The organism is Chitinophaga silvatica (genome assembly GCF_003419895.1).
GTDB lineage: Bacteria > Bacteroidota > Bacteroidia > Chitinophagales > Chitinophagaceae > Chitinophaga > Chitinophaga silvatica.
This window is the reverse complement of sequence record NZ_QPMM01000009.1, coordinates 294,521-315,633: the sequence shown is the minus strand read 5'-3', so window position 1 is coordinate 315,633 and position 21,113 is coordinate 294,521. Positions and strand designations below refer to the sequence as shown.

Below are 21,113 nucleotides of genomic sequence, written 5' to 3'. Positions count from 1 at the left end.
TATTATTACTTTTCATGTTCATGACCCCTATTGCTAGAAAGGTCTTTGGGATGATAATTTTCTGGGGTTCTATATTCTTTTAGAAACTTCTCGAATGAGATCTTTCATTTCATAAGTTTATTAAATAGTCTTTTATATTCTTGACCTGGTTTATGCCCCATATCCCACTGACCAGTACGCGGTAAATTCTTATTCCACTTTAAAATAATCCATTTTTTATTCTGGTCTCTAACCTTTCCATCATTGTTAATATTTTAATCCCACACATCCTGAACTTGAGTAGGTCCATAACTTGGTCTTCTGGTTCTATACTTTTCATATTCAGAACGGTTTTCTTTCTTGCTATCGCTTTGAGCCTTCATCGGAGGAGTTTCATGTATGGATCATTTAACCATACTTCCATTTCTTTCGGCTTCCATCTATTTAATTCCGCCTGTTGCGCATCTGCAATAACTTTATCCGCTATTGCTACTTTTATTTTAACATTATTTCTTAAAGCAGTTTGGTGACGTTGCAGATATGTTTCTGCACCATCAAGATCTGTTGGTGTATTGCCACTAAATTGATAGGGAGCCAAGTCAGTAAAATTCTTCGTCAACGGATCCACACTTAAAAACCTTCCTATCCTCGGATCATACACCCTCATCCCATAATCCTGTTGATTTCCTTCTCCTTTGATTTCATTATCATTCTCCTTACCATTAAACCCATACCATTACCAATCGAACCACCGATTTTCTACCTGATGTATCCTACTTGTAACGATGAACTAGAACACTACTCAATGAAATCAACAGCCAAAACCTCAATCTCCATGGCTTCTGAAAACCGTCGCCAAGCTGCTTCATAAAGGCTTACTCCTAATGGCGAAAGTATACTACCATGTTCTAATTTACTAAATATTGACAGTCTTTGAATATTTTCTCCATCAAGCATAAAATATATTTGCCAGATGTCTCCATCTAATAGCTTAATAAAAAAAATATCATCAGACTGTCTTATGGATTCAACAACAAAGCTATCACCTTTGGTTTTCAAATCACACTCCTTAAATGAAAGTGGAATAGAATTTAAAGTAATCAAACCATAAAAATCCATACCGTTAAACCATAAATACTTTTTTGCATTCTTATTACTTAAAATTATCTGCAAATAACCAAGTTCATCATTGTACCAATATGCTTCATTAAATTCTTGAGGAAAGACCATTTATAACTTATTTCATCCCTGGCTTAACACCAGGTTTTGTTACATAATCATATACTGTTTTAGTAGCTTCTTGTCCTAAAAAACCACCTACTGCCCCACCTGCTATCACACTTACACCATGTCCAACCCATCCCCAAGGTCCTGCTAAATCTAATCCAGTTGCAGTATAAGCAGTACCTGCCGCCGAACCACCAGCCCATGCCCCTCCCCAAAAGCCTAGTTTCGTTACAATCGTCCTTACTTCAAAACCACTATTATATATATCATACAAGTCCTTAGCTACAGCAACTGTCATGAGTACGCGGCCTCCCCACTTTAAACCATTAAGGGCCTTGACTGCTACTGCTGACCCACTTATACTTTTTATAGTTCCAGAATTTGCTGCTGCATCTGACACTGCGTATGTTCCATCTCTTTCAAGAATATAAGATGGAAGATTCTTACTATCCATATATTTACCAACTTTATCATACATTCGACCTCTCATTTCTGTATACAAGTCACTAAATGCCTCCTTACTCATAGATTTCTTCGCAGCACTAAAACCTTTCTTATCATCATAACCCATTTCCTTTATCGCTTCAAGCTCCCAAGCACTTGTTTGCTCTTTAGTAATAATATGCGCATCTGATACATTAATCCCTTCCATTTGTAACGATATGCCCAGCCCTGTTCTTCCAGTATTTGAAGCATTCGCTTCCGTACTAAACCAGTTATATTTTGAATATTTACCATGCGCCGAAGCATTAAATCCCTCTGTAAAAATTTGCTTTCCAGCTTGTGTATTTGTATAGAGAGTTTTAGGCGGATCGTCTGGTGCCAAACCCAATGCATCAATCAATTTTATTGGGCTATTAGCAGCAAATGCATATGAACTTTGAAATGCATATTCTTTTCCCAGTGGATCACATGATAAGAAACGGCCCACTCTCGGATCATACACCCTTGCTTCAAAGACCACTTGATTTCCCTCACCCTTCACCTCATTGTCATTCTCCTTACCATTAAACCCATAACGATAGCTTCCCATCGTCACTGTGCCAAAGGTACCACCCAGACAACCTATTTATCAGCCATTCAACATCATAGATATGGGTACACCCGATATTATTAAAGGATCCGCAGTAACCTATTATTATTTCGCCATTGAACATGAAGTAAAAAAAGATGTATACATATTATAACGGCAGGATCGATGTATTCAAAGAACTTTCATAATTAGGTCAATTTCAATTTGCAGAAAAATGCCTCACCATGAAAATAGATTTATATCAAAAATGTAAACCTATTTCAGGAAAAGACACAAGTGAATTTGAATTTATTTGAGATCAAAAAATCAGTTTTTTTTGACGTCTCTCTTATCGGCCATGCAAAGCAAATCAAACCTTCGCTTTATCTGATCAAGATCTTTCGTTGATAATTTCTCATATTTCCAAAAATCTTGCTCGATAGACTGAAAAACATCGGGATCTGCATAATGCAGAAAGAAACACGATTTCGAATATATCGACATCACTTTTGCTGTATTTTGTCGAAGTATCATTCTTTCGCTTTGAGATTTATGTTTATATAAATCTGATCGTGCATCAAGATTTCCATAATAAAATCCAGACAATTGACATATTCTTACTAACATATCATAATACTCGAAATCTGAAATTGTCACGTCATTCAAGTTATCGATTACAGATAGAACGTATGATGTATCTTTCCGTGCGAAGGCTTCTTTTAAATATTTCTTATAAGTCACTCTTGAATTAGACCTCATTCTACAAGCGAATCCTAAACTTAAGAGACAAATAAATATTATCCACTTCATAATTAATGTGTATATTCTTTACTGGACGCATTTCTTGCCAAAGCTAAATTACAATCTATACTAAAATAAAACTGCTCCGATATTATCAGAGCTGTTTATATTATTAATCAATGTGAACTCACCTTTTTTTCTAACATTTCAGCTAACAATCTATGTTACTTTTCTTTAGTAAAGACTACCCATATAGATAAAAGCATCACCACAATAAAAGTAATATGAATAAGTAAAAATACTAGTATTTCTCCGCCTTGTGTAATGTAACGGTAAATGGCAGTGACTAGATAGAAAATTAGAATTAATATGAATGCCAACTTTGGTTTTACTAATGACCATATACCCAAAGCCAACAATACTATTGACCATAAAAGCATATTCATATTAATTCCATTTTCATATCTATAATCATTGAAGCTGATAAAAATTGACAAAACAGCTATCAAAAAAATAGTGATCCATCCTAATAATAGTCTCATAAATAATATTTAATTACTAATACGGTCCGGTGCGTAGAATTCGATCCATAATTGTTGCATTATACTTATTGGGATAAATTATTAATAAACTTTCTCCATCTGTCATTCCTTGTTTATTCCACATATGATCAATCGGCTGATCTCCCATTGGAGAACTACCACTCAATATTTGTACTATTCGCTCCCAAGTATTAGGATGCAATTTCACAAGTTCATCCATACCAGCCCACAAATACTGTGTATTTCTAGGCATACCTTGTTGGACACCCATGAAACCTGCATGACAATTACCAAAATCTGCAGAACCATTAAATACATATGACCCGTAAAGAAATTTTGTCCGTTGTCCTTTCACCATTGAGGCTGCTCCAACTTTAGCCATAGATTTCATTATTCATATAGTCATTCCATTATACTTTAGTGGATTATTCGCTTTTTCAGGATCATTTGGTTTAATACTACCTGCTGCTGCTATATCTTCTGCCCATATTACACCAAAAATTGTATTCTTATTATTTTTGTAGTACCAGAGCGCATTTGGAAGCACTCTCCTCACCCAACCTGCAGAAGATGTTTGTCGTGCAGTCGGAGTATTTGCTACAACAATATTTCCAACTATTTCATTTACATCAACAAGTCTACCTATCCTACCTAAAAGCTTTAAGTTATTATCATATTGCAACATAAAAACCCGCTTATCATTATCATTTTTGTCATAATGGACAATCTTCCCTACAGGATCAAATACACTGCAATCTCCAAGAGGATCACCGAACATAGTTGGATTATCATTGAATGCTCCATCCAACCATCGGTTTCGTATCTAAATTCCATCTCCTACCAATCCTCGGATCATACTCCCAGGACTACGCTGCATAACTATTTCCCTCACCTTATATCTCATCTGATCTCTCCTGCCCGTTAAACCCATACAGCTATACTCACCTTTTCAATGACATCCCCTCTGAATTTTCTATTTTAACTTTAACAATCCACCTTCTAGTATATTTATTTCCTTACTACAATCTATTCCAAATCTTTCTGCAACTTTAAGAGCCTCGAGAGCAGAATAAAAGAAACTCTTCAAAAAAATCAATCTCTCACAATTAATTCTGCTCTTGACATTCTTCCCTTCTCTATATTCAATTAAATATCGATCTTTACTAAGTACATTAACATCCAAGGATATATCTGACTCTAGGTGTGGTAACCGAAATCCTTTTCCTTCCAAAATGTTGTCCATTTGACAGGTAGCCTGCGTATAAATCCAATATGGATAGTCCCAATCTACAAATCCTGTTACTTCTTTATAATTAATCTCTATGTTTATTGCACCTGGAATGTATATTAATTCCATTTGAAACCATTCCTTATTCTTATTCAATAAAACTTCGTCCTTTATGTAAAAAAAATCATCTTCATTAGCAAGACGCATGCTCTGAATGTTTTCAAGTTGCCTTTTCCTTAAATAGTTCTTTATACTAATCATAATTACAATTTCTAATTGGTTATTTCGAAAAACTGTCCAATTCTATTGGTGTTTCTACTATTAAGACCTAACTGATATTTTTTCCCACCTACTTCAAACTGGGCATTGGCACCATTTTTACCTGTCATTAATTCTAAAATTTTATTTGTATTTCCCTTAATAATTTTCTCAATTGTGGATACTATAACATTAACCGTTGTATTAGAAGGAAAATTAGATTGTATAGCTTTATCAACACCTTATCTAAAATCTGGATGATTCCGCCCCAAAATATGGGTTAGTCCAGCTTTATCAAGTATCAATTTACTATTCTTCCCTATTTGGAAATATACATTGTTAAAATTCTTTACAACATTCTCTAAGTTATGCGTAGTAATATCTCTAGGTTCTCCATTCAACATTCCAGATATTTGGCCCGAAACAGTTGCGTTAGATGCCTTAGCCATTACTACAGTTGCTATCTTTATTTCAAGAGCTACCACAGGCTTCAAAACTGCACCAGCGTTTCCAGACAAGGCAACTTTTGGCATCGGAGCACCTCCACCCATCTCAGATATCACTTATATTTTCTCACTCACTCCTGATGCTGTTTGGAAAGCCTTAGCTTGTTCTACACTTAAATTAAAATTCTCTGCAGATCTAGAATACATTCCTCCTGTATATAGACTTAGCTGTCCATTGATGGTTCCCATATTACCCCAATAAGTATTTCCTGCAAACTCCTTTGTATCTGTTTTAATCTGACTCCACTCCTTTAAATGGTAGTTTTCTACTCCTCTACTTACCGGTTGATAATAATTCATATACATAAAAGCTATTACCCAGACAGCCAAATTTGCACCAGGAGGTGGGTCTGATACATCCCCTAATAGGTCACTGGAAAATATTGGGCTATTGTTTAAAACAGAATACTCACTAATACCCGTTACAGGTTTCGGATCTAAGTTCCATATCCTACAATCCTCGGATTATACTTCCAGAACTGCGCTGTATAACTATTTCCCTCACCTTTTATCTCATCTGATCTCTCCTGCCCATTAAACCCATAACGATAGCCTCTAATCGTAAATACCCTCCATTACCAGTCCAACTACCGATTTTTAAGTCATTTCTCATCATACATATAGATGCAACTCTATTAATAAAGAATTCCAAGTGAGTTATTATTGTTTATTATTTGAACATCGAATGAAAAAAGATACAATAATAAAGGTGACAGTTATGCAATCAAAGAACTTCCATAAAATGACAAAGCCCAGATGTTCTGGCTTTGTCATTTATCTATTAACATTCGATACATTAAGACATTCTCTCCTCAAGATATTCCTCCAAAAAAGTTCTAATATCTGGCGTCGTCTCTACTGATAGTCCTTTCTTCACAGCGGAAAATGTCTTTTCATTTACAGGAGCCCTTAAAGTAAGCTTCATAATTTGATCATAAAATCCTACATACCATTCAGGCGGTTTGCCGAGCGAAAAAATTCTTTCTAATATTCCAGTACATTCTTCCGTTTCGTTATCTAATACATCGAGTATCCATTCAAATAAATACTTTGCATAACTTATATCTTCCTCGTCTTCTAATTTCTCAAAACACTCCACGAAATAATTTAGTAGATACAAATTAATACAGGTGTAGTCAACATTTTCAACCTCACTTTTTACTGAAATCAACACCTCCAAAAGATAAAAGTCATGTTCTTCAGCTGCATTCCTGATCCATTCAAAAAATACTGATCCTGTATCTGATACTTCATTAAGAGCTTTAGCATAATCATCTTCACAAAGAGCTCTCAATTTTTCTATACTGCGTGGGTCTATTTCTCGCAATAAATCATCATAGCCCATAGTTCCCATCTGCACTTTTTTCATAAGCAAGTTATATTTTCTATACTGGAACTTATACTGACTAAGATATTCTGATATAATTCGATGCATATTATTTTTGTTTCAAACCAGGTGTTGATATATCGATAACTTCAGTTTTAGAAACTTTAGGATTGAAATGAAAGTTTACAGATTGTCCAGGAAACCCATAATTTATATTTCTCATTTCCTCCCCCCCAAAAACTGTATATTCCTCTTCCTAAATGCATAAGCACTGTTCCATGGAAAATGCATTCCTAACTGGTCCACACTCAAAAACCTTCCTATCCTCGGATCATACACACGCATCCCATAATCCTGCTGATTTCCCTCGCCCTTTACCTCATTATCATTCTCCTTACCATTTAACCCATAAAGATAGCCTCCTATCTTAAATGAACCTCCATTATTAGTTTAACCACCGATTTTTCAGTCATTTCATATCATACATATAGGTACTACCTATTAATAAAGAATTCCTAGCGAGTTATTATCGTTTCGCATTTGAACATCTAGTAAAAGAATCATCATAATATGATGAAGGCAGGAGTGTTGTATTAACTTTCATAATTAGGTCGGTTACAATTAGAAGAAAAATGCCTTGGCATGAAAATAGATTTACATCAAATATGTAACCCGGTCTGCGACCGGGTTACATATTTATCTTATTGATACTTATGCCAAGGATTTCAAGATAGACCAACTTCAACTGTGAATAAATAAAATCGAAGTCCTTACTATCTCAGTCAGAAAGCATCTTATTAATTTTTATACGCTCGATCTTAAGTAAAACTTAAGGCAATTTAAGATATATAGTATCAGCAATAATAACAGATGAATTTGTATCCTTTAAGCACAACATAATCATTGAATCTCCTAAAACCGAATCCATAAATATCTGATTATATCTTTCAAAACGCCCCAATACAGAGGTCGAATCAATATATTTTGCAAGAACTGTTACACTTCCTTGAATAGTAGCATCTGATGGATAAATTTCTACATTCAATAAATACCCCTTGTTTGGCAGCTTTATTGTCTTAAAAACAGAAGGTTTCGATTCTGACAATGGAGAAATGCAGGAAAATAAATTCAATACTATTAAGCTAAATAATACTATCAAAAAAAACTTTGGAGTATAAGGTTTCATATTAAATCAACGTTTATTAAATTCTCTAAAGTAGTTAAACCCTTGAATAATCCAATACTGATCTCTTGGATCATCCCCATATGGCGGTAGCCATTCTTTGTATTCAATTGTATATGAACCTCCATGCTCTAATGGAACTCGCTCACGATGGATAATATACTTCTGCCACTCCGGTTTAGAGGCTCCTGGTTTAGTCATTTGATTTTCACCTGCTTTAACTAAAATTAGTTTCTCATAAAAGAAGCCTGTTGCCTTTGCCACTACTCCAAAGTGATGATTACCTATATCTTGGGATTCCATCTCTTGCCCTTGAAATATAAACTTAGTATGGTCTGAGTTCCCCAAGCCATAAATATGTCTTGTCCTAAAATATATTTACATCAAATATGTAAATATATTTTAGGACAAGACAATAGTGTCGTTCTAGTAAAAAATATACGTCTTCTCCTCCAAAGTATCTTTTTAATACGAAATCACCTCTTTAAAAAACTTACCATTTTCCAAACCATTAATACCTAAATCATCAAAAATGATACTATCTTCATTCAATATAATACCTTCGTTCGAATATTCAGAATATCACCGCACTCATTTTATAATTAGAAGACCCTTGATCGCTCAATACAATAGTAACTTAAGGTAGTAACTTATAAGCAATACAATCAAATATATCCCATATTGGACTGCCATACTCCATTAAATATGTCTTTTTCCCAGACCGTTTATTCTCAAGATAATATTCTGATTGATAATTCCTCGGAACCACGTTATTTAAAACAACATTCTTTGGAATTCGTAAAGTCAACACGACCCTAAAATAAGTAATAGAAACTTGGTCTAACTTTCCATTATTATATACACAAATTGAACTATCATATTTAATAAATTTTGGAAGGGTATCATTAAGAAGAATAAACTTTTTAAAATCCTCATGATATGTTTTATAATACTTTAGACTATTACTGTCATCTAGTTCTTTTATGAAGTTATCACTTCTCGTGACAACAAATAGACCTGTAAAGTGTGGTTGAGTATAAATTACAAAACCTGTATCTGTAATTATCTTATAGCTGACTTTAGTTGAGTCTGAAATATTAATAGTTTTACCACAAATTGCTAAAAATCCCAATAGACACAAATATTTAACCATCAATTAGATTTTTTATTAATAATATTTTCGGCCGATTTTACTGGAACTTTCCTTATCTTATTAAATCCTCCTTTATTCTTATTCTCCTCTGTATCCAAGTTTCCGTCCAATACAAATTTTGTTGCATTATTATTTTTAGAATACTCTAATGCTTTAGATGCAAATTGATCAACCACCTTTTGAGTATAATTCACTGCTTTATCTGGAACCAAATTATTATTTTCATCTAACTTATAATTACCTCCAAGCGGATCACCCTCAAATCCTGGTTGTGTTATGGATTGATTATCTAAATGTTCAAATTCCTTCGGTAATTTCGCTCTAAAACCATTATCATCTATTAATGCCATATTATCATATCTATCACTAAGGCCAAGATTATGAGAACCCTCATGCAAATAAAACCCAATATCATATGCTACCCCCCTATCCATTCTGATAATATTGCCCCCAATGTCACCAGATGAATAGCCATTTCCAGAGTTTGGATTAATTTTCACAAGCGACTCTGCTAAAGGTGATGAAGTTTGAGAAATCCTCACTATATCGTCATTAGTAGCTATCTTAAAACTAAATTCAAATTTTACTGTATATTCTTTTCCACTAGTAGCATCAACATATTTACCTCCAAGTTTTCCATTATACATCCTATTGTATTCTTTATTAATATGATCTAGCATTACTTGAGAACTACCTTGTAAAAAGAAGGTGTTACTAAACGTAATTGTATTTCCAGAAATTGTTACCCCTACATCACGCCCATCAACATCTTTCAGATAGTTAGGAGAATTCAGCACAAAATTATATGGACTAAAACTTGGGTATTTCTTTTGATAAGGATCTAAGCTATTCCATCTACCTATCCTCGGATCATAAATTCTTGCTCCGAAGTCCACCTGATTTCCCTCTCCCTTTACCTCATTATCATTCTCCTTACCATTTAACCCATAAAGATAGCCTCCTATCTTAAATGAACCTCCATTATTAGTTTAACCACCGATTTTTCAGTCATTTCATATCATACATATAGGTACTACCTATTAATAAAGAATTCCTAGCGAGTTATTATCGTTTCGCATTTGAACATCTAGTAAAAGAATCATCATAATATGATGAAGGCAGGAGTGTTGTATTAACTTTCATAATTAGGTCGGTTACAATTAGAAGAAAAATGCCTTGTCATAAAAATAGATTTACATCAAATATGTAAACCTATTTCAGGACAAGACACTAAGTTTAAAGATTTCTTTCAAAAAAATATGCTGGACTAATCATAATATCAAAAAGGACGACTTATCAAATGTTATTTAAATAATCCTTAGATATTCCTAAACGTATCAATTACGTTTAGGAATATTCGACTCTAAAACATAAAGTAAATCCCCTTATTTGTAGTATATGATATCTCCAAAAGTCTGAGAATTTCATTAAGTAGTCTTAATATTAATTCATTCTTAACTTCAACCCTATATTGTGCTAAACGGCTAATCACTATTGATTTGACTGACGAATCAAAAATTTCAGTGTCCTCAAATATGCCAAGCATCGAATCATTTTCCTCATTTATTATATCGAAAATTTGACTCTCATTTTGTAACAAATAAACTTCCTCCTCTTTCAATACTAAGGTATTAGGGCTATTTGGAGTCAAATTGAAAAAACACCAAAGTTTAACCTCTGTATACTCCATTTCATCTTCATTAATAAATTTAGGAGGTACGTAAATCCAATATTTTTTATCGTAGGGATGCATATTTAATTTTCGACATTTAATATATGGGTAACTTGTTGCATGTAATTACTTGCTTCCTTTCCAGTATATCCACTTGTACTTGGAAGTTTTCCGTTAGGAAGAACATATTGGTTAGTCTCAAGATTTTTAATCCTAAAATAATTATTTTCATTATCCGCAATAATCTCCCATTTTTCATTTATAAATCTAGTCTTCACTCCATCTTGACTAACCACTCCTTCAACATTCGGAGTTAATCTATTAACAACTTCTTTTAAATTTGCCCGAGACCAATTGGCTCTATACTGCAAATATCTCTGATTCCTTTTTTCCTGACCTGATAAAGGACTAGAAGCCTCGCTACCATTTTGAGTATTGGAAGTACCTTCAGGGCTTTCACCACTTGAGGAATTTAATTGCCTAAGTTGAGCAAGCATTTTTCCTATATCCGCCATCGCATATGAACCAACCACAAAGCCATGTGCAACAACACCAGCACCAACAATTGCTCCTCCTCCTAATGTTGGCCCTGCGGTTGCAAGTCCTCCAGATGCACCCCCTGAAATTTCAAAAAGACCCTGAACCGCACTTGCAACACCACCACCTATTCGTCCTCTAATATATGCCTCCCGTTCATCAGGTTTTTGATATTCATTTAAATGATCTGTAACTCCAGTATAATCCGATATCCCTAAAGAGTTTGCATTTAGTGCCGCATCAAATCCTCCACGCGCTGCGATTTGGCTCAGACTTTTATCCTCTTTTATAACTTTTAAACGAGGTCCATTATTGTTATCAATGGAATTAAGGTACTGTTGAGATAATTTTTCTAGCCCATCAAGGTCAACAAAATTTATAGGACTATTTTCTGCATAGGCATACACACTATTAAATGGATAACTCTTTGCCAACGGATCCACACTCAAGAACTTCCCAATCCTCGGATCATACACTCGCATCCCATAATCTTGCTGATTTCCCTCTCCCTTCACCTCATTATCATTTTCCTTCCCATTAAACCCATAACGATATGTACCGTTTCCATCGATACCCAAACTTCCATTCGGACTACCACTTCCTCCAGCATAACTCGCATCAGCAATATATGCATTGAAATTATCACCAGTACCAGAAACAAAACCAACATTAAAATCAATAGAATTGGTAGCCACGTACTCTGAAGGCTGGTTGCCACTACGGGTATTCAATGATAAACTCGAAGGTAAACTATAGCCGTTAACTGTAGTATTATTACCTACCCAACCATTGACAATAGCATACCCTCCACGACCAGGCATCAGTGACCCAAACGGGTAATAATCCTGAGCGGTTTTGATTACCGGATCAAAGTGGTCTATTGTTGTGCCATTGAGAATATTAGGCCGTTTCCTGTCTGAGACAGTGGATAATACGTTACCTAAATGATTACTTAATTCAAAGACCTTTTCTCCACGATTAAAGATAGAACTAAATCCTGATCCTAAATTAGGTAAATCTTTGGTAGATGGAGGCAATAAATTTTCTACATTAATTTGTTGATACAGAACACCTAATCTGCTGCTACCATAAAGATTGGTTTCGATCAGAGTCAGATCTTTATTGTTAATATTCGGATCATTCTTAGTATATACGCTGAGTATATTACCTGTAGCATCTCTTACATACCAAGTCTGTACCCCATTTGCCATTTTGCTTACCCTATTGCCGGCAGCATCATAAGTGTAGAAAATTGTATCGTTTCCAGTTTTAACGATATACTGGATTTTTCCATACACATTCCATCCTATGGCACGGATATTACTGGCGCTATCTGAGATCATGTTACCAATGGCATCATACCTGTAATTATTCGGTACTTGCGTGTCTATGTCAGTAGAATAGTTGGATGATGGTACAGAATCAGTTATATTATCCAATTGGTTGGTTCCTGACTTGTATTTATAAGTCATTTTATCCATATCCAACTTACCAGTAACAGAACCATTTCCATTGCGGGCATAAAATTGAATATTACCATTGCCATCATACGTAATATTTTCTGCAAAATCGTTTGTTGCAACCGGAGTCCATGTATTGGTGGTTATACTTAATCCAGTTGCGGCCTTCATCCCTACCAAACGGTTTAATACATCATATTTGTAGTTATATAACAATGGTTTATCTATACCTGCAATATTTACTGCCATCGCTCCAATATTACCATTGTATAACGGATTGAACAGGGTTGTGTTATTTGCGGCCCCTTTGCCTAAAACCATGTTGCCTCCTATAGGCTTATAATCATTGTTGCCATAATAATGCAATGAATAACCAAAAGCATCGGTTGCTACGGTACTTCCAGTTCCTCCATCTTTACCCATATCAAAGGAAGATGAAAGTGTACTACTATTTACACCCTTCAGCCACCCCTGCAACGTATAGGCGTAATCGATACCTTGCACCTGTTGCTGACCAATTACTGATCTTGCTAATGGTCCGTGTTTATAATATTTGTAAAATGCTTCCTTCTCCCAATAGGTTTCATCCCTGCTAGTTTCAACATTTGTTAATCTATTCTCTGCATCATATGAATAACGATGATAAAATGCATCTGGTGACCCTGGCTGATAAGAGACTTTATTTACCTTACCTGAAATTAGATCATAGTCATAGGCGATTTTTTTGAAGCGATTGCCAGAGGTATCCATCTTGTTTAAATGATATTCCTGCAGCAACGTATCCACGTTACCATGAATATCATAACTGTAATAGGTTGCATGACTATGCCCCAACGCATCCAGTTCAGTAGCTCTTGGATAAACAGCCGACCAAGTTACCCGATTCCGCAGGTTCTTACTAACTAGATATATACCATCTATCATCTCATTAGGTATATCATATACAGTTTTGGTAACCTGAGTTTTAGAATTGGTAACATTATTCAACCATTGCTGCAACTGAGAGGCATTACGACTAATTACATCAGTCATCGCAACTGTAGATTTCACCTGCCCAACTTCTGTAATTCTTCCTAAATTATCATAAACAGTATACGAGAAGTAATTACCTCTGCGCTGCTCTGCATTTTGGGAAACAGCTAGGCGGCCAAGCCTGTCATACCAGAAAGTCGAAACACCACCATCCGGGCTTTGTTGAGAAACAACCTGATTAAGGGTGTTATACCTATATGTTGTTGCCAAATTATAGTTTGGCGATGCTGTTGTACCTGCAGTCCTGGCATCCTTCACTGTTTTGAGCCAGCCTGCACTTGTATCTAATATAACTCCAGCGGGAGGAATTGTTTTAACAAGATTTCCTGCCTGATCATAATAATACAGGGTATAATGATATTCAGATTTGTTATAACCAACAGTAAATACTTCAGAATTACCTGAAGCAGATGCAGCATTTAGTAATACCTTGTTAAAATTAAGTGTAAGCGAATCTCTCTTCGCCTTTAAAATTTCTGTTGCAGTACTTACCAGAAAGAATGTACTGTCAGAACAATTGGAAGCAGTATTTCCTTCTACTTCAGGGAAGGAAGGGGTAGATTGAGGACATAGTAATGGTCCACGATACAACGACATATTAGTTGTACCGCCACCTGCAACTCCACATTCTATAATTTGAACCGTTCCAATACCTTGTTTTACGGTTAATGGACGATCAGACATCACTGAAGAAAGTGTATCAAAATATGGGCTGATAGGCGCTGCTGTTGGTAAATAGCCGGTAACAGAAATATTGTCAGCCCTATCATCACAAAGCTGCCTTCCAAGATCATTATAGGTGAAGATTGCTGGACTGTAATAGTAATGTCCTAACCCCACCAAAGAGCCATCATATTTAGGTAGTAATTTCACAATAAGGGAAGAATCATTCGTTAAACGACGACCAGACCATGCAACCGTATTATTGTTTTTATATTTTAAAACGAATCCAGCATTCAAATCATCAGTCGCTTGTTGAGTCAACAACAAACTACCATCAGACAACATTGATGACCCTACTTTCTTTATAGGTTTATCAGGATTAGATAATAGATAAGCACCTGTTGAATTTAAATCATTATCCAGGTTCAATATCATGGCAGATCCATTAAATGAGTTTATAGACTCATACCTTGTGATAACTGCTCTGTAACCACCACCTGGCATAGCATATAAGCCATTCACCTGGACATGGTTCCCTACATTATATTCTTTATGAACAACGTTTGCTCCGGTAACCTTATTAAACCTGGTAAAACCAGGATTATAATAACCATTGCCATACCATATCGCAGCTACAAGCAAATTATTACCATCTTCAAGAATTCGCTGGGTAATATGCATACCCGTCATGGTTTTCAACCACTTACCATTACCATTACTATCTAAAAGTCCGATGGTTCCACGTATATTGTAGGAATCTGCATCATCACCTCCCACATAGGCTATATCTCCATTAGATAGTTCTACGACTTCTCTGAGGTTATATCCGGTACCGGCACCATGGATTGACTTACTCCATATAACATTTCCATTAGATCCAACTTTCACAAATAAATTGGAGAGGCTACTAGTAGTGGCAGCAGCGGCCATTAATTCCATTCTCCTCGTAGTTGTATCCTCTGATACCGATGCTACCATTGCCATTGTTGTAGCCTGCACTGGTGCTGCAGTATTATAATTACCTGCCAACAATATATTGCCATCTCTCAAAGGCAACACATTGGCTACAGTAGTTACATATCCCGGATCATAAATATTCGCCCACAATAAATCGCCTTTGACATTTTTCTTTACTATAATAGGCTTACTATCAGATCTGGTAGTACCAGCCAGTATATAGCAACTATCTTTGGTAATCGTTACATCACTTACCGTCATCTGCACTTTCGCACCATTATATTGTACATCTATATAACTGATATTAGAAGCTATCTTACCAATACATTCAATTTTCTCAAGTTTACTAGTACAATTTTGAGGTGTTACAGAATAAGGATTAAGGCCCTTTCCAATATCATTGGTAAACAGCATAAATGTTCCGGCACCTGCAATTATAGGGGTTGCACTAATATTGTCATCCATATCCCCACATCCTAATTTCCCATCTTTATCATATTGAAAAATAGCAACGCTACCCTTGTAATCTCCGCCCCCCACTAAAGCACCATCATACTTAGACATTAGCCGCATTACGCTTGAGCGTTCTGTAGACAAAGGTCTCTTAGACCATGCAATAGTGTTATTACTACTATTCCATTTACATATAAAACCTCCGTTAACATTATCTCTTGATAACTGAGAAATTAACAAATTGCCATCTTGTTGCTGATAAGCACTTACTTCTGATATTACTTTGCCTGCTGGGGTAGATAGCTTATAAATGTTGTTAATATTGAAGTCGTGATCCACATTCATGATTACAACAGCGGCAGTATCACTGTATATACCAGTATACTTCGCCATCACAGCAGAGTACCCACCCCCTGTTGTTTTGAATAAATCACGAACAACAGTATGAGAACCCAGATTGTAAGTCTTCGTTGCACCTACTGCTCCGGTAGCCTTATCAAATTTTGAAAGCAATGGACTGAAAAAATTCGAACCAAATTTGATGGTGGCAACAACTAAATCATTACCGTCTTCAATTATATTCTGAGAAATTTTACTATTCGTAATATTCTTCATCCATTTCTCGGTTCCCGTACTATCTAGAACCCCCAGGGTACAGGTCACCGCATTTGAACTAGCATCGTAATCTCCTACATATGCTACATCACCATTAGATAGCTCATATATGTCTCTGATATTAAAACCAGTATGTTGCTCAATGTTTTCCCGGGTTCTACTCCAAATCAGATTTCCATTTGCATCAACTTTTATGAAAATGGCTGAACGACTACGATCAAGTAATACACCATCACTACCAATACTCAGATTTGCAGTGTTCATCTTATTGGCAAAATTAGTATTAGCACTATCCGAACCTTCCAATTGCTTACGCAATAAAGCAGGAGCACCAGTACCCTCTACCGGCATTTTATAGGAAGATCCTGCTACTAGTATACTACCGTCTTTTAGTGATAAAACTTTAGAAATTTCGGATGTGTCAACAGCATTGTAAATCTTACTCCAGACGATATTCCCTGTAACATTCGTTTTAACCAATACGACCCTCCCACTTCCATTCGTAACTCCAGCCAAAATATAACCACTGTCTTTTGTTGGCTTAACGTCCGCAATATCAACATCTACTTTATTCCCCTGGTAATACAACTGAAATACATTGATAGTATTTGTTTTCCTAATAATACTACTATCTGAATATTTAAGTATATCACAGGAATCTTTGAAATTCAGATAGTCGACATACGATAACCCATATCCTAGCTTACTATTCATATATGAAGCAAAGAGGTTGGCTTTTAACTCATATGCCGAATCCATTTCAGGGGCATTTGGAGTGCCTGGCATTACAGGTAGGGCTGCTGTTCCGAATTCAGTGGCATATCGGTTAATCAACTGATTAACTACCTTACAATTAGTACATGGAGCCGGTGTATAGCATTGGAAATATGGCGGAATATTTATAGGCTTTTCCAAAAATGTACAGGAAGAAGATGATGGATGACAAGCAGCAATCATATTCTCAAGGTCGATCTGCGATATTTTTACTTTTGATGTTCTGAATAAATATTCAGAGAATGTTTCCATTCCCACTTTAGCCCAGGAATATTCCATTCTGGCACTATCCAATTTTGCACATTCACAATCCTCAGGTCTGGTAAGTACAGGTTTGTCAGAAGTACCCGACTGTGCATAATAAGGAGCTGGTATTGTTACTAAAAACTGACTGGTTTCACCACATGATGTAATATTATGGGCAATATTATATTTTCTGATGACGTCCTGGAAAGATCTGTTGGCAAGCGAAGTATTGCTTTCAGGAACAGTGCTGGCTCCATAAGGATGAGTTTCATCTGCCCCTGCTTTACAAACTATCAGTAACTGTGTAATTATCTGGTCTATCTGCTGACTATTATAACATGGTGCCAGTTGTTGTTTCCAGGTATTGATATAACTCCTGCAGTTCTCATCATACAACCGTGCTGAGATAATATTGGCCGAATCTTTCAACTGATTTTTATCCGCTGTCAGGTATTTGGAAAGCCCGGCAGCAGCCAGCACCATATCCTGAGAGCCGAAATGAACTGTTTTACTGCTGTCATACAACATTTTGACATCAACGGCCCCTCCATTTTGCTGACACGCAGTTTCAGCCAGTTTGCTATCAATAATCTTTCGTTTGGCAGTCAGATATTGTTCTCTGAAATTACGCCACAACATATCCAGATCCCCTTTGCAAAGATCAGTGCTGAAGATACTCTGTGCATTAGTATATCGATCTGCGCAAGTAAGGTCATTACTGTTCCGGCAGAAGGTAGATACAGCAGCAGTCTTATACAGCGACCAGTTATTTTTATCATTATCCCCTCTAATTTCACTTATCAGCTTATCTTTTAAGGCTGGAAAACTGGTTGCAAGCGGATCTGTTGGCGTTGTTTGAGAGTAAGGCGCAAACACGTTACCCTGAGCGGCCAAAGGATTTAAATACTTAGCAGCCAATGCCTCAGCATAAGTTTCTGTATTTCCAAATTGTTTATCCCATAGCAAAACAGGTTTAAATAATTCATAACCCTGAAGTTTACAATATTCAGGATGATAAGGCAATAACGCTTCAGCCCAGGAAGGCTGAAACTTCTCCATAAACTGCTGAGGTAAGAGGTCCTGAGGTTTTACGTAACTACCAATTGTTTCATCATATACTGTTGAAGGCTTATTATCTGGTCCGAGATAAACAATATTCTTATTCTGATATATTGGAGCAATTCTATCTCCATCAGAATAAAATATAGAATACTTAAACTGATTATTATCAGGATTAGCGTACTGGCCGGAAGGAGGAGTCATATCTCCGAGCATGTTGGTGCGATACGAATCGGCTAATGTGGTATTGCCACATAAAGCATCACAATCGGCCAACAAAACACTATATGCATTGTCTATCTCCTCCCTATATTTTACAGAATCGGTAGCCGGCCTACCCATTTTCTGCATATACGAAGTAGCAAAACTTATCCTTGTTCCCAAATTAGCCAAACACCCCTGGCAATCCGGAATACAATTGGAAGGAGATTGCAATCTACGTTGTTCTTCTATGATTTGCTCATAAGTAGTACAGGTAGCATTATCAAAATAAAATGATTGCTGTTTATTGTTTTGCTCAGAATTTACTTTTAGGGTCTTGGTAATTTCATATGTACCTGCTTTAAGAAAAACTGAAAAATTTGCTTTGATAAAGTTACGTACTATATAACCTTCATAATTCTTTGTTTTAAATATATATGGTGTTTTGCCAGGAAGTAATTGATTAAACTGATCATCAGTTATCTTAATCTCAAGGTCAAAGTATAAATCAATATAAACTTTACCCCCACCGCAGGTAGTTAGCGACACCCCAGGAACCTGATACTCGTAATTGAAATCATACTGCCCATCTACAGGTACCACCAATGTTTTATGAATAGTCAGCTCTCCATCTGACCAGGTGTTCCTCCCTATTCCACTCAGCGTTTCAACAGTAGGTAAAGAGGTATCACCAGGCAATCTTTGAAGATTTGCGCCTGTTGCATTACCTGTTAAGGCAGTCGCAATGGTTCGCCCATGCATATCCAGGTAGGTAACACTATACTGGCCATTTGCATCCTGCACTGCATTTTTGAAGTAATGCGAGGCATCCCCGGCCTCTGTACCAAACAAAATATCTAGCTCACGCTGAGACGGAGTTCCATAAGAATATTTTGTTTCATGGCCACTATTAATTCTATGATCCGGCCCCACACCACTTTGGCGACTTATACGGCCTGTATTATCTGGTGTATATATAGTTTCCGTGAAAGGAAAACCTCCAGCGTTTGGTATAAATTGGCTGATATCTTTAGTTGCGTCCGGATTACTGCCACTATAGTATTGAGATGCCCCACTACTACTATCCATAGATGCTGCGGAAGTATTCAAAAGCTGATCAGGTGAAATAAGTGTATCATATTTGGATACATCATATGCACCGTTGATGCCCGTATTAAAACCCTTAGTATAAGAAATAATATTATTTAAAGTTGGAGCAGGTAATACCTGAATAGCAGGACGGCCTTGTTTGTCAAAGAATGTTTCAGCTACTACTGTAGAATTCGTACTATTATCTTTGGTAACGGTCTGGCGGCTACGCATAAGTCCATCGAAGTATTGCATTACAATCTTGCGTTTCCCCTCCTCTGCAAAGCTGATATTCGACTGCCAGTTCAATTTATTCTCATGGCCCAAAAATTCCATAACAGCAACAGATTTTGGCCAAATAGTTTCCAAACGCTTATTTCCCGGTTTCAACTGTACAGCTCTAACTCTTGCAAACAGAAATCCTCTGTTATCATACATCAAAGGGATGCTATACTCAGTACCTGTAACGCTTGTACGAGTTGTATTATTACGGAATAGCAACTGGGTGTTTATTGGATTGCCATAAACATTATTCTTATAAGCAGAAGAGTCAATATAGGTCCATTCCAAGTCATATTCATCAGCGCCAATAACACCAGGCCAGGTAATCCTAACCTGGTCTGCATTGGGTGATAAAGATCCCAGATCAAAACTTATAGCAGTAACAGTATCTTTGGCCATATCCATTTTGTAAATACGGCTTCCACTCATCTCATTAGTAAGAATTAATGAGTTATTCATTGCCGTATTATTTGAAGTAAGGCTTACCAGTTCAACTGTTACAGAATGCGCATTATTAAAAATGAAGCTACTCCTGGCTTTATAGCTGGTTGTTGTATCATAATTAACTGTTAAGGTTTCCTGTACAAAATGTGGATTATTATCTGTTCCCTTATAAGTTATTTTTACTACTGCGGTGGCTGTAAACGGAGCAGTTGGGTACCCTGCACTTGTTTCATCAAGATTCAGGGTGACGATATTCTTTACAGGATAATTAGGCTCCAGTCTGGAGTTCAATGTATTATCATAATACACATCATCAGTTACTGTTATGGCGGCTCCAGTGACGAGTTGTGTGCCTTTCAAAGTTTGTTTGACACTAAGAATATTCTGGGCCTGCAAAGAAAATGCACAGCTAATTAAAATAGCTACAAACAATAAGAATGTTCTAATAGGTATAGGAGTTTTTTTCATCTGAA

Annotated in this window: 14 protein-coding genes and 2 pseudogenes; all 16 read right to left on the bottom strand. The window is 36.2% G+C overall.

Features of this window, described 5'->3' with window-relative positions:
• Positions 1–5: 5 nt before the first annotated feature.
• Positions 6–251: pseudogene (locus DVR12_RS28150) on the bottom strand (GH-E family nuclease).
• A 107-nt stretch (positions 252–358) separates the two neighbouring features.
• A pseudogene (locus tag DVR12_RS28020) lies at positions 359–700 on the bottom strand (RHS repeat-associated core domain-containing protein); the annotation flags it as partial.
• Between the two features lie 77 nt (positions 701–777).
• Complete coding sequence (locus DVR12_RS17650; protein ID WP_116977109.1) at positions 778–1,209, bottom strand: hypothetical protein; 432 nt, start codon at positions 1,207–1,209, stop codon at positions 778–780.
• A 7-nt stretch (positions 1,210–1,216) separates the two neighbouring features.
• On the bottom strand, positions 1,217–2,239 hold the full coding sequence (locus DVR12_RS17645) for an RHS repeat-associated core domain-containing protein (protein WP_116977108.1): 1,023 nt from the start codon (positions 2,237–2,239) through the stop codon (positions 1,217–1,219).
• A gap of 944 nt (positions 2,240–3,183) precedes the next feature.
• Complete coding sequence (locus tag DVR12_RS17635) at positions 3,184–3,501, bottom strand: hypothetical protein (RefSeq protein ID WP_116977106.1); 318 nt, start codon at positions 3,499–3,501, stop codon at positions 3,184–3,186.
• Between the two features lie 16 nt (positions 3,502–3,517).
• Entirely contained in the window at positions 3,518–3,883 is a 366-nt protein-coding gene (locus DVR12_RS17630) for a hypothetical protein (protein ID WP_116977105.1), read from the bottom strand.
• A gap of 12 nt (positions 3,884–3,895) precedes the next feature.
• Positions 3,896–4,279, bottom strand: coding sequence for a hypothetical protein (locus DVR12_RS17625; RefSeq protein WP_116977104.1), 384 nt, complete (start codon positions 4,277–4,279; stop codon positions 3,896–3,898).
• 195 nt (positions 4,280–4,474) lie between these two features.
• Entirely contained in the window at positions 4,475–4,990 is a 516-nt protein-coding gene (locus tag DVR12_RS17620; protein WP_116977103.1) for a hypothetical protein, read from the bottom strand.
• A 239-nt stretch (positions 4,991–5,229) separates the two neighbouring features.
• Complete coding sequence (locus DVR12_RS17615) at positions 5,230–5,538, bottom strand: hypothetical protein (protein WP_147323480.1); 309 nt, start codon at positions 5,536–5,538, stop codon at positions 5,230–5,232.
• Positions 5,539–5,550: 12 nt separating this feature from the next.
• Positions 5,551–5,793, bottom strand: a complete 243-nt coding sequence (locus DVR12_RS17610; RefSeq protein ID WP_147323479.1) for a hypothetical protein — start codon at positions 5,791–5,793, stop codon at positions 5,551–5,553.
• Positions 5,794–6,289: 496 nt separating this feature from the next.
• The gene (locus tag DVR12_RS17605) at positions 6,290–6,862 is read right to left on the bottom strand and encodes a hypothetical protein (RefSeq protein ID WP_147323478.1); all 573 of its coding nucleotides are present in this window, start codon (positions 6,860–6,862) and stop codon (positions 6,290–6,292) included.
• Positions 6,863–7,649: 787 nt separating this feature from the next.
• On the bottom strand, positions 7,650–8,006 hold the full coding sequence (locus tag DVR12_RS17600; RefSeq protein ID WP_116977099.1) for a hypothetical protein: 357 nt from the start codon (positions 8,004–8,006) through the stop codon (positions 7,650–7,652).
• A gap of 6 nt (positions 8,007–8,012) precedes the next feature.
• Entirely contained in the window at positions 8,013–8,351 is a 339-nt protein-coding gene (locus tag DVR12_RS17595; RefSeq protein ID WP_116977098.1) for a polymorphic toxin type 44 domain-containing protein, read from the bottom strand.
• Positions 8,352–9,155: 804 nt separating this feature from the next.
• Positions 9,156–10,121 carry an RHS repeat-associated core domain-containing protein gene (locus DVR12_RS17585; protein WP_116977096.1) on the bottom strand — a complete coding sequence of 322 codons (966 nt, stop codon included), beginning with the start codon at positions 10,119–10,121 and terminating at the stop codon, positions 9,156–9,158.
• A 398-nt stretch (positions 10,122–10,519) separates the two neighbouring features.
• Complete coding sequence (locus DVR12_RS17580) at positions 10,520–10,909, bottom strand: hypothetical protein (RefSeq protein ID WP_116977095.1); 390 nt, start codon at positions 10,907–10,909, stop codon at positions 10,520–10,522.
• Between the two features lie 2 nt (positions 10,910–10,911).
• Positions 10,912–21,108, bottom strand: a complete 10,197-nt coding sequence (locus DVR12_RS17575) for an RHS repeat-associated core domain-containing protein (RefSeq protein ID WP_116977094.1) — start codon at positions 21,106–21,108, stop codon at positions 10,912–10,914.
• Positions 21,109–21,113: the final 5 nt, after the last annotated feature.

What these genes read in the sequence shown, in the direction of transcription:
- DVR12_RS17650 (WP_116977109.1), bottom strand. Translation starts at nt 1,209, where the DNA reads ATGGTCTTTCCTCAAGAATTTAATGAAGCATATTGGTACAATGATGAA.
- DVR12_RS17645 (WP_116977108.1), bottom strand. Translation starts at nt 2,239, where the DNA reads ATGGGAAGCTATCGTTATGGGTTTAATGGTAAGGAGAATGACAATGAG.
- DVR12_RS17635 (WP_116977106.1), bottom strand. Translation starts at nt 3,501, where the DNA reads ATGAGACTATTATTAGGATGGATCACTATTTTTTTGATAGCTGTTTTG.
- DVR12_RS17630 (WP_116977105.1), bottom strand. Translation starts at nt 3,883, where the DNA reads ATGGCTAAAGTTGGAGCAGCCTCAATGGTGAAAGGACAACGGACAAAA.
- DVR12_RS17625 (WP_116977104.1), bottom strand. Translation starts at nt 4,279, where the DNA reads ATGTTCGGTGATCCTCTTGGAGATTGCAGTGTATTTGATCCTGTAGGG.
- DVR12_RS17620 (WP_116977103.1), bottom strand. Translation starts at nt 4,990, where the DNA reads ATGATTAGTATAAAGAACTATTTAAGGAAAAGGCAACTTGAAAACATT.
- DVR12_RS17615 (WP_147323480.1), bottom strand. Translation starts at nt 5,538, where the DNA reads ATGGGTGGAGGTGCTCCGATGCCAAAAGTTGCCTTGTCTGGAAACGCT.
- DVR12_RS17610 (WP_147323479.1), bottom strand. Translation starts at nt 5,793, where the DNA reads ATGAATTATTATCAACCGGTAAGTAGAGGAGTAGAAAACTACCATTTA.
- DVR12_RS17605 (WP_147323478.1), bottom strand. Translation starts at nt 6,862, where the DNA reads ATGAAAAAAGTGCAGATGGGAACTATGGGCTATGATGATTTATTGCGA.
- DVR12_RS17600 (WP_116977099.1), bottom strand. Translation starts at nt 8,006, where the DNA reads ATGAAACCTTATACTCCAAAGTTTTTTTTGATAGTATTATTTAGCTTA.
- DVR12_RS17580 (WP_116977095.1), bottom strand. Translation starts at nt 10,909, where the DNA reads ATGCATCCCTACGATAAAAAATATTGGATTTACGTACCTCCTAAATTT.
- DVR12_RS17575 (WP_116977094.1), bottom strand. Translation starts at nt 21,108, where the DNA reads ATGAAAAAAACTCCTATACCTATTAGAACATTCTTATTGTTTGTAGCT.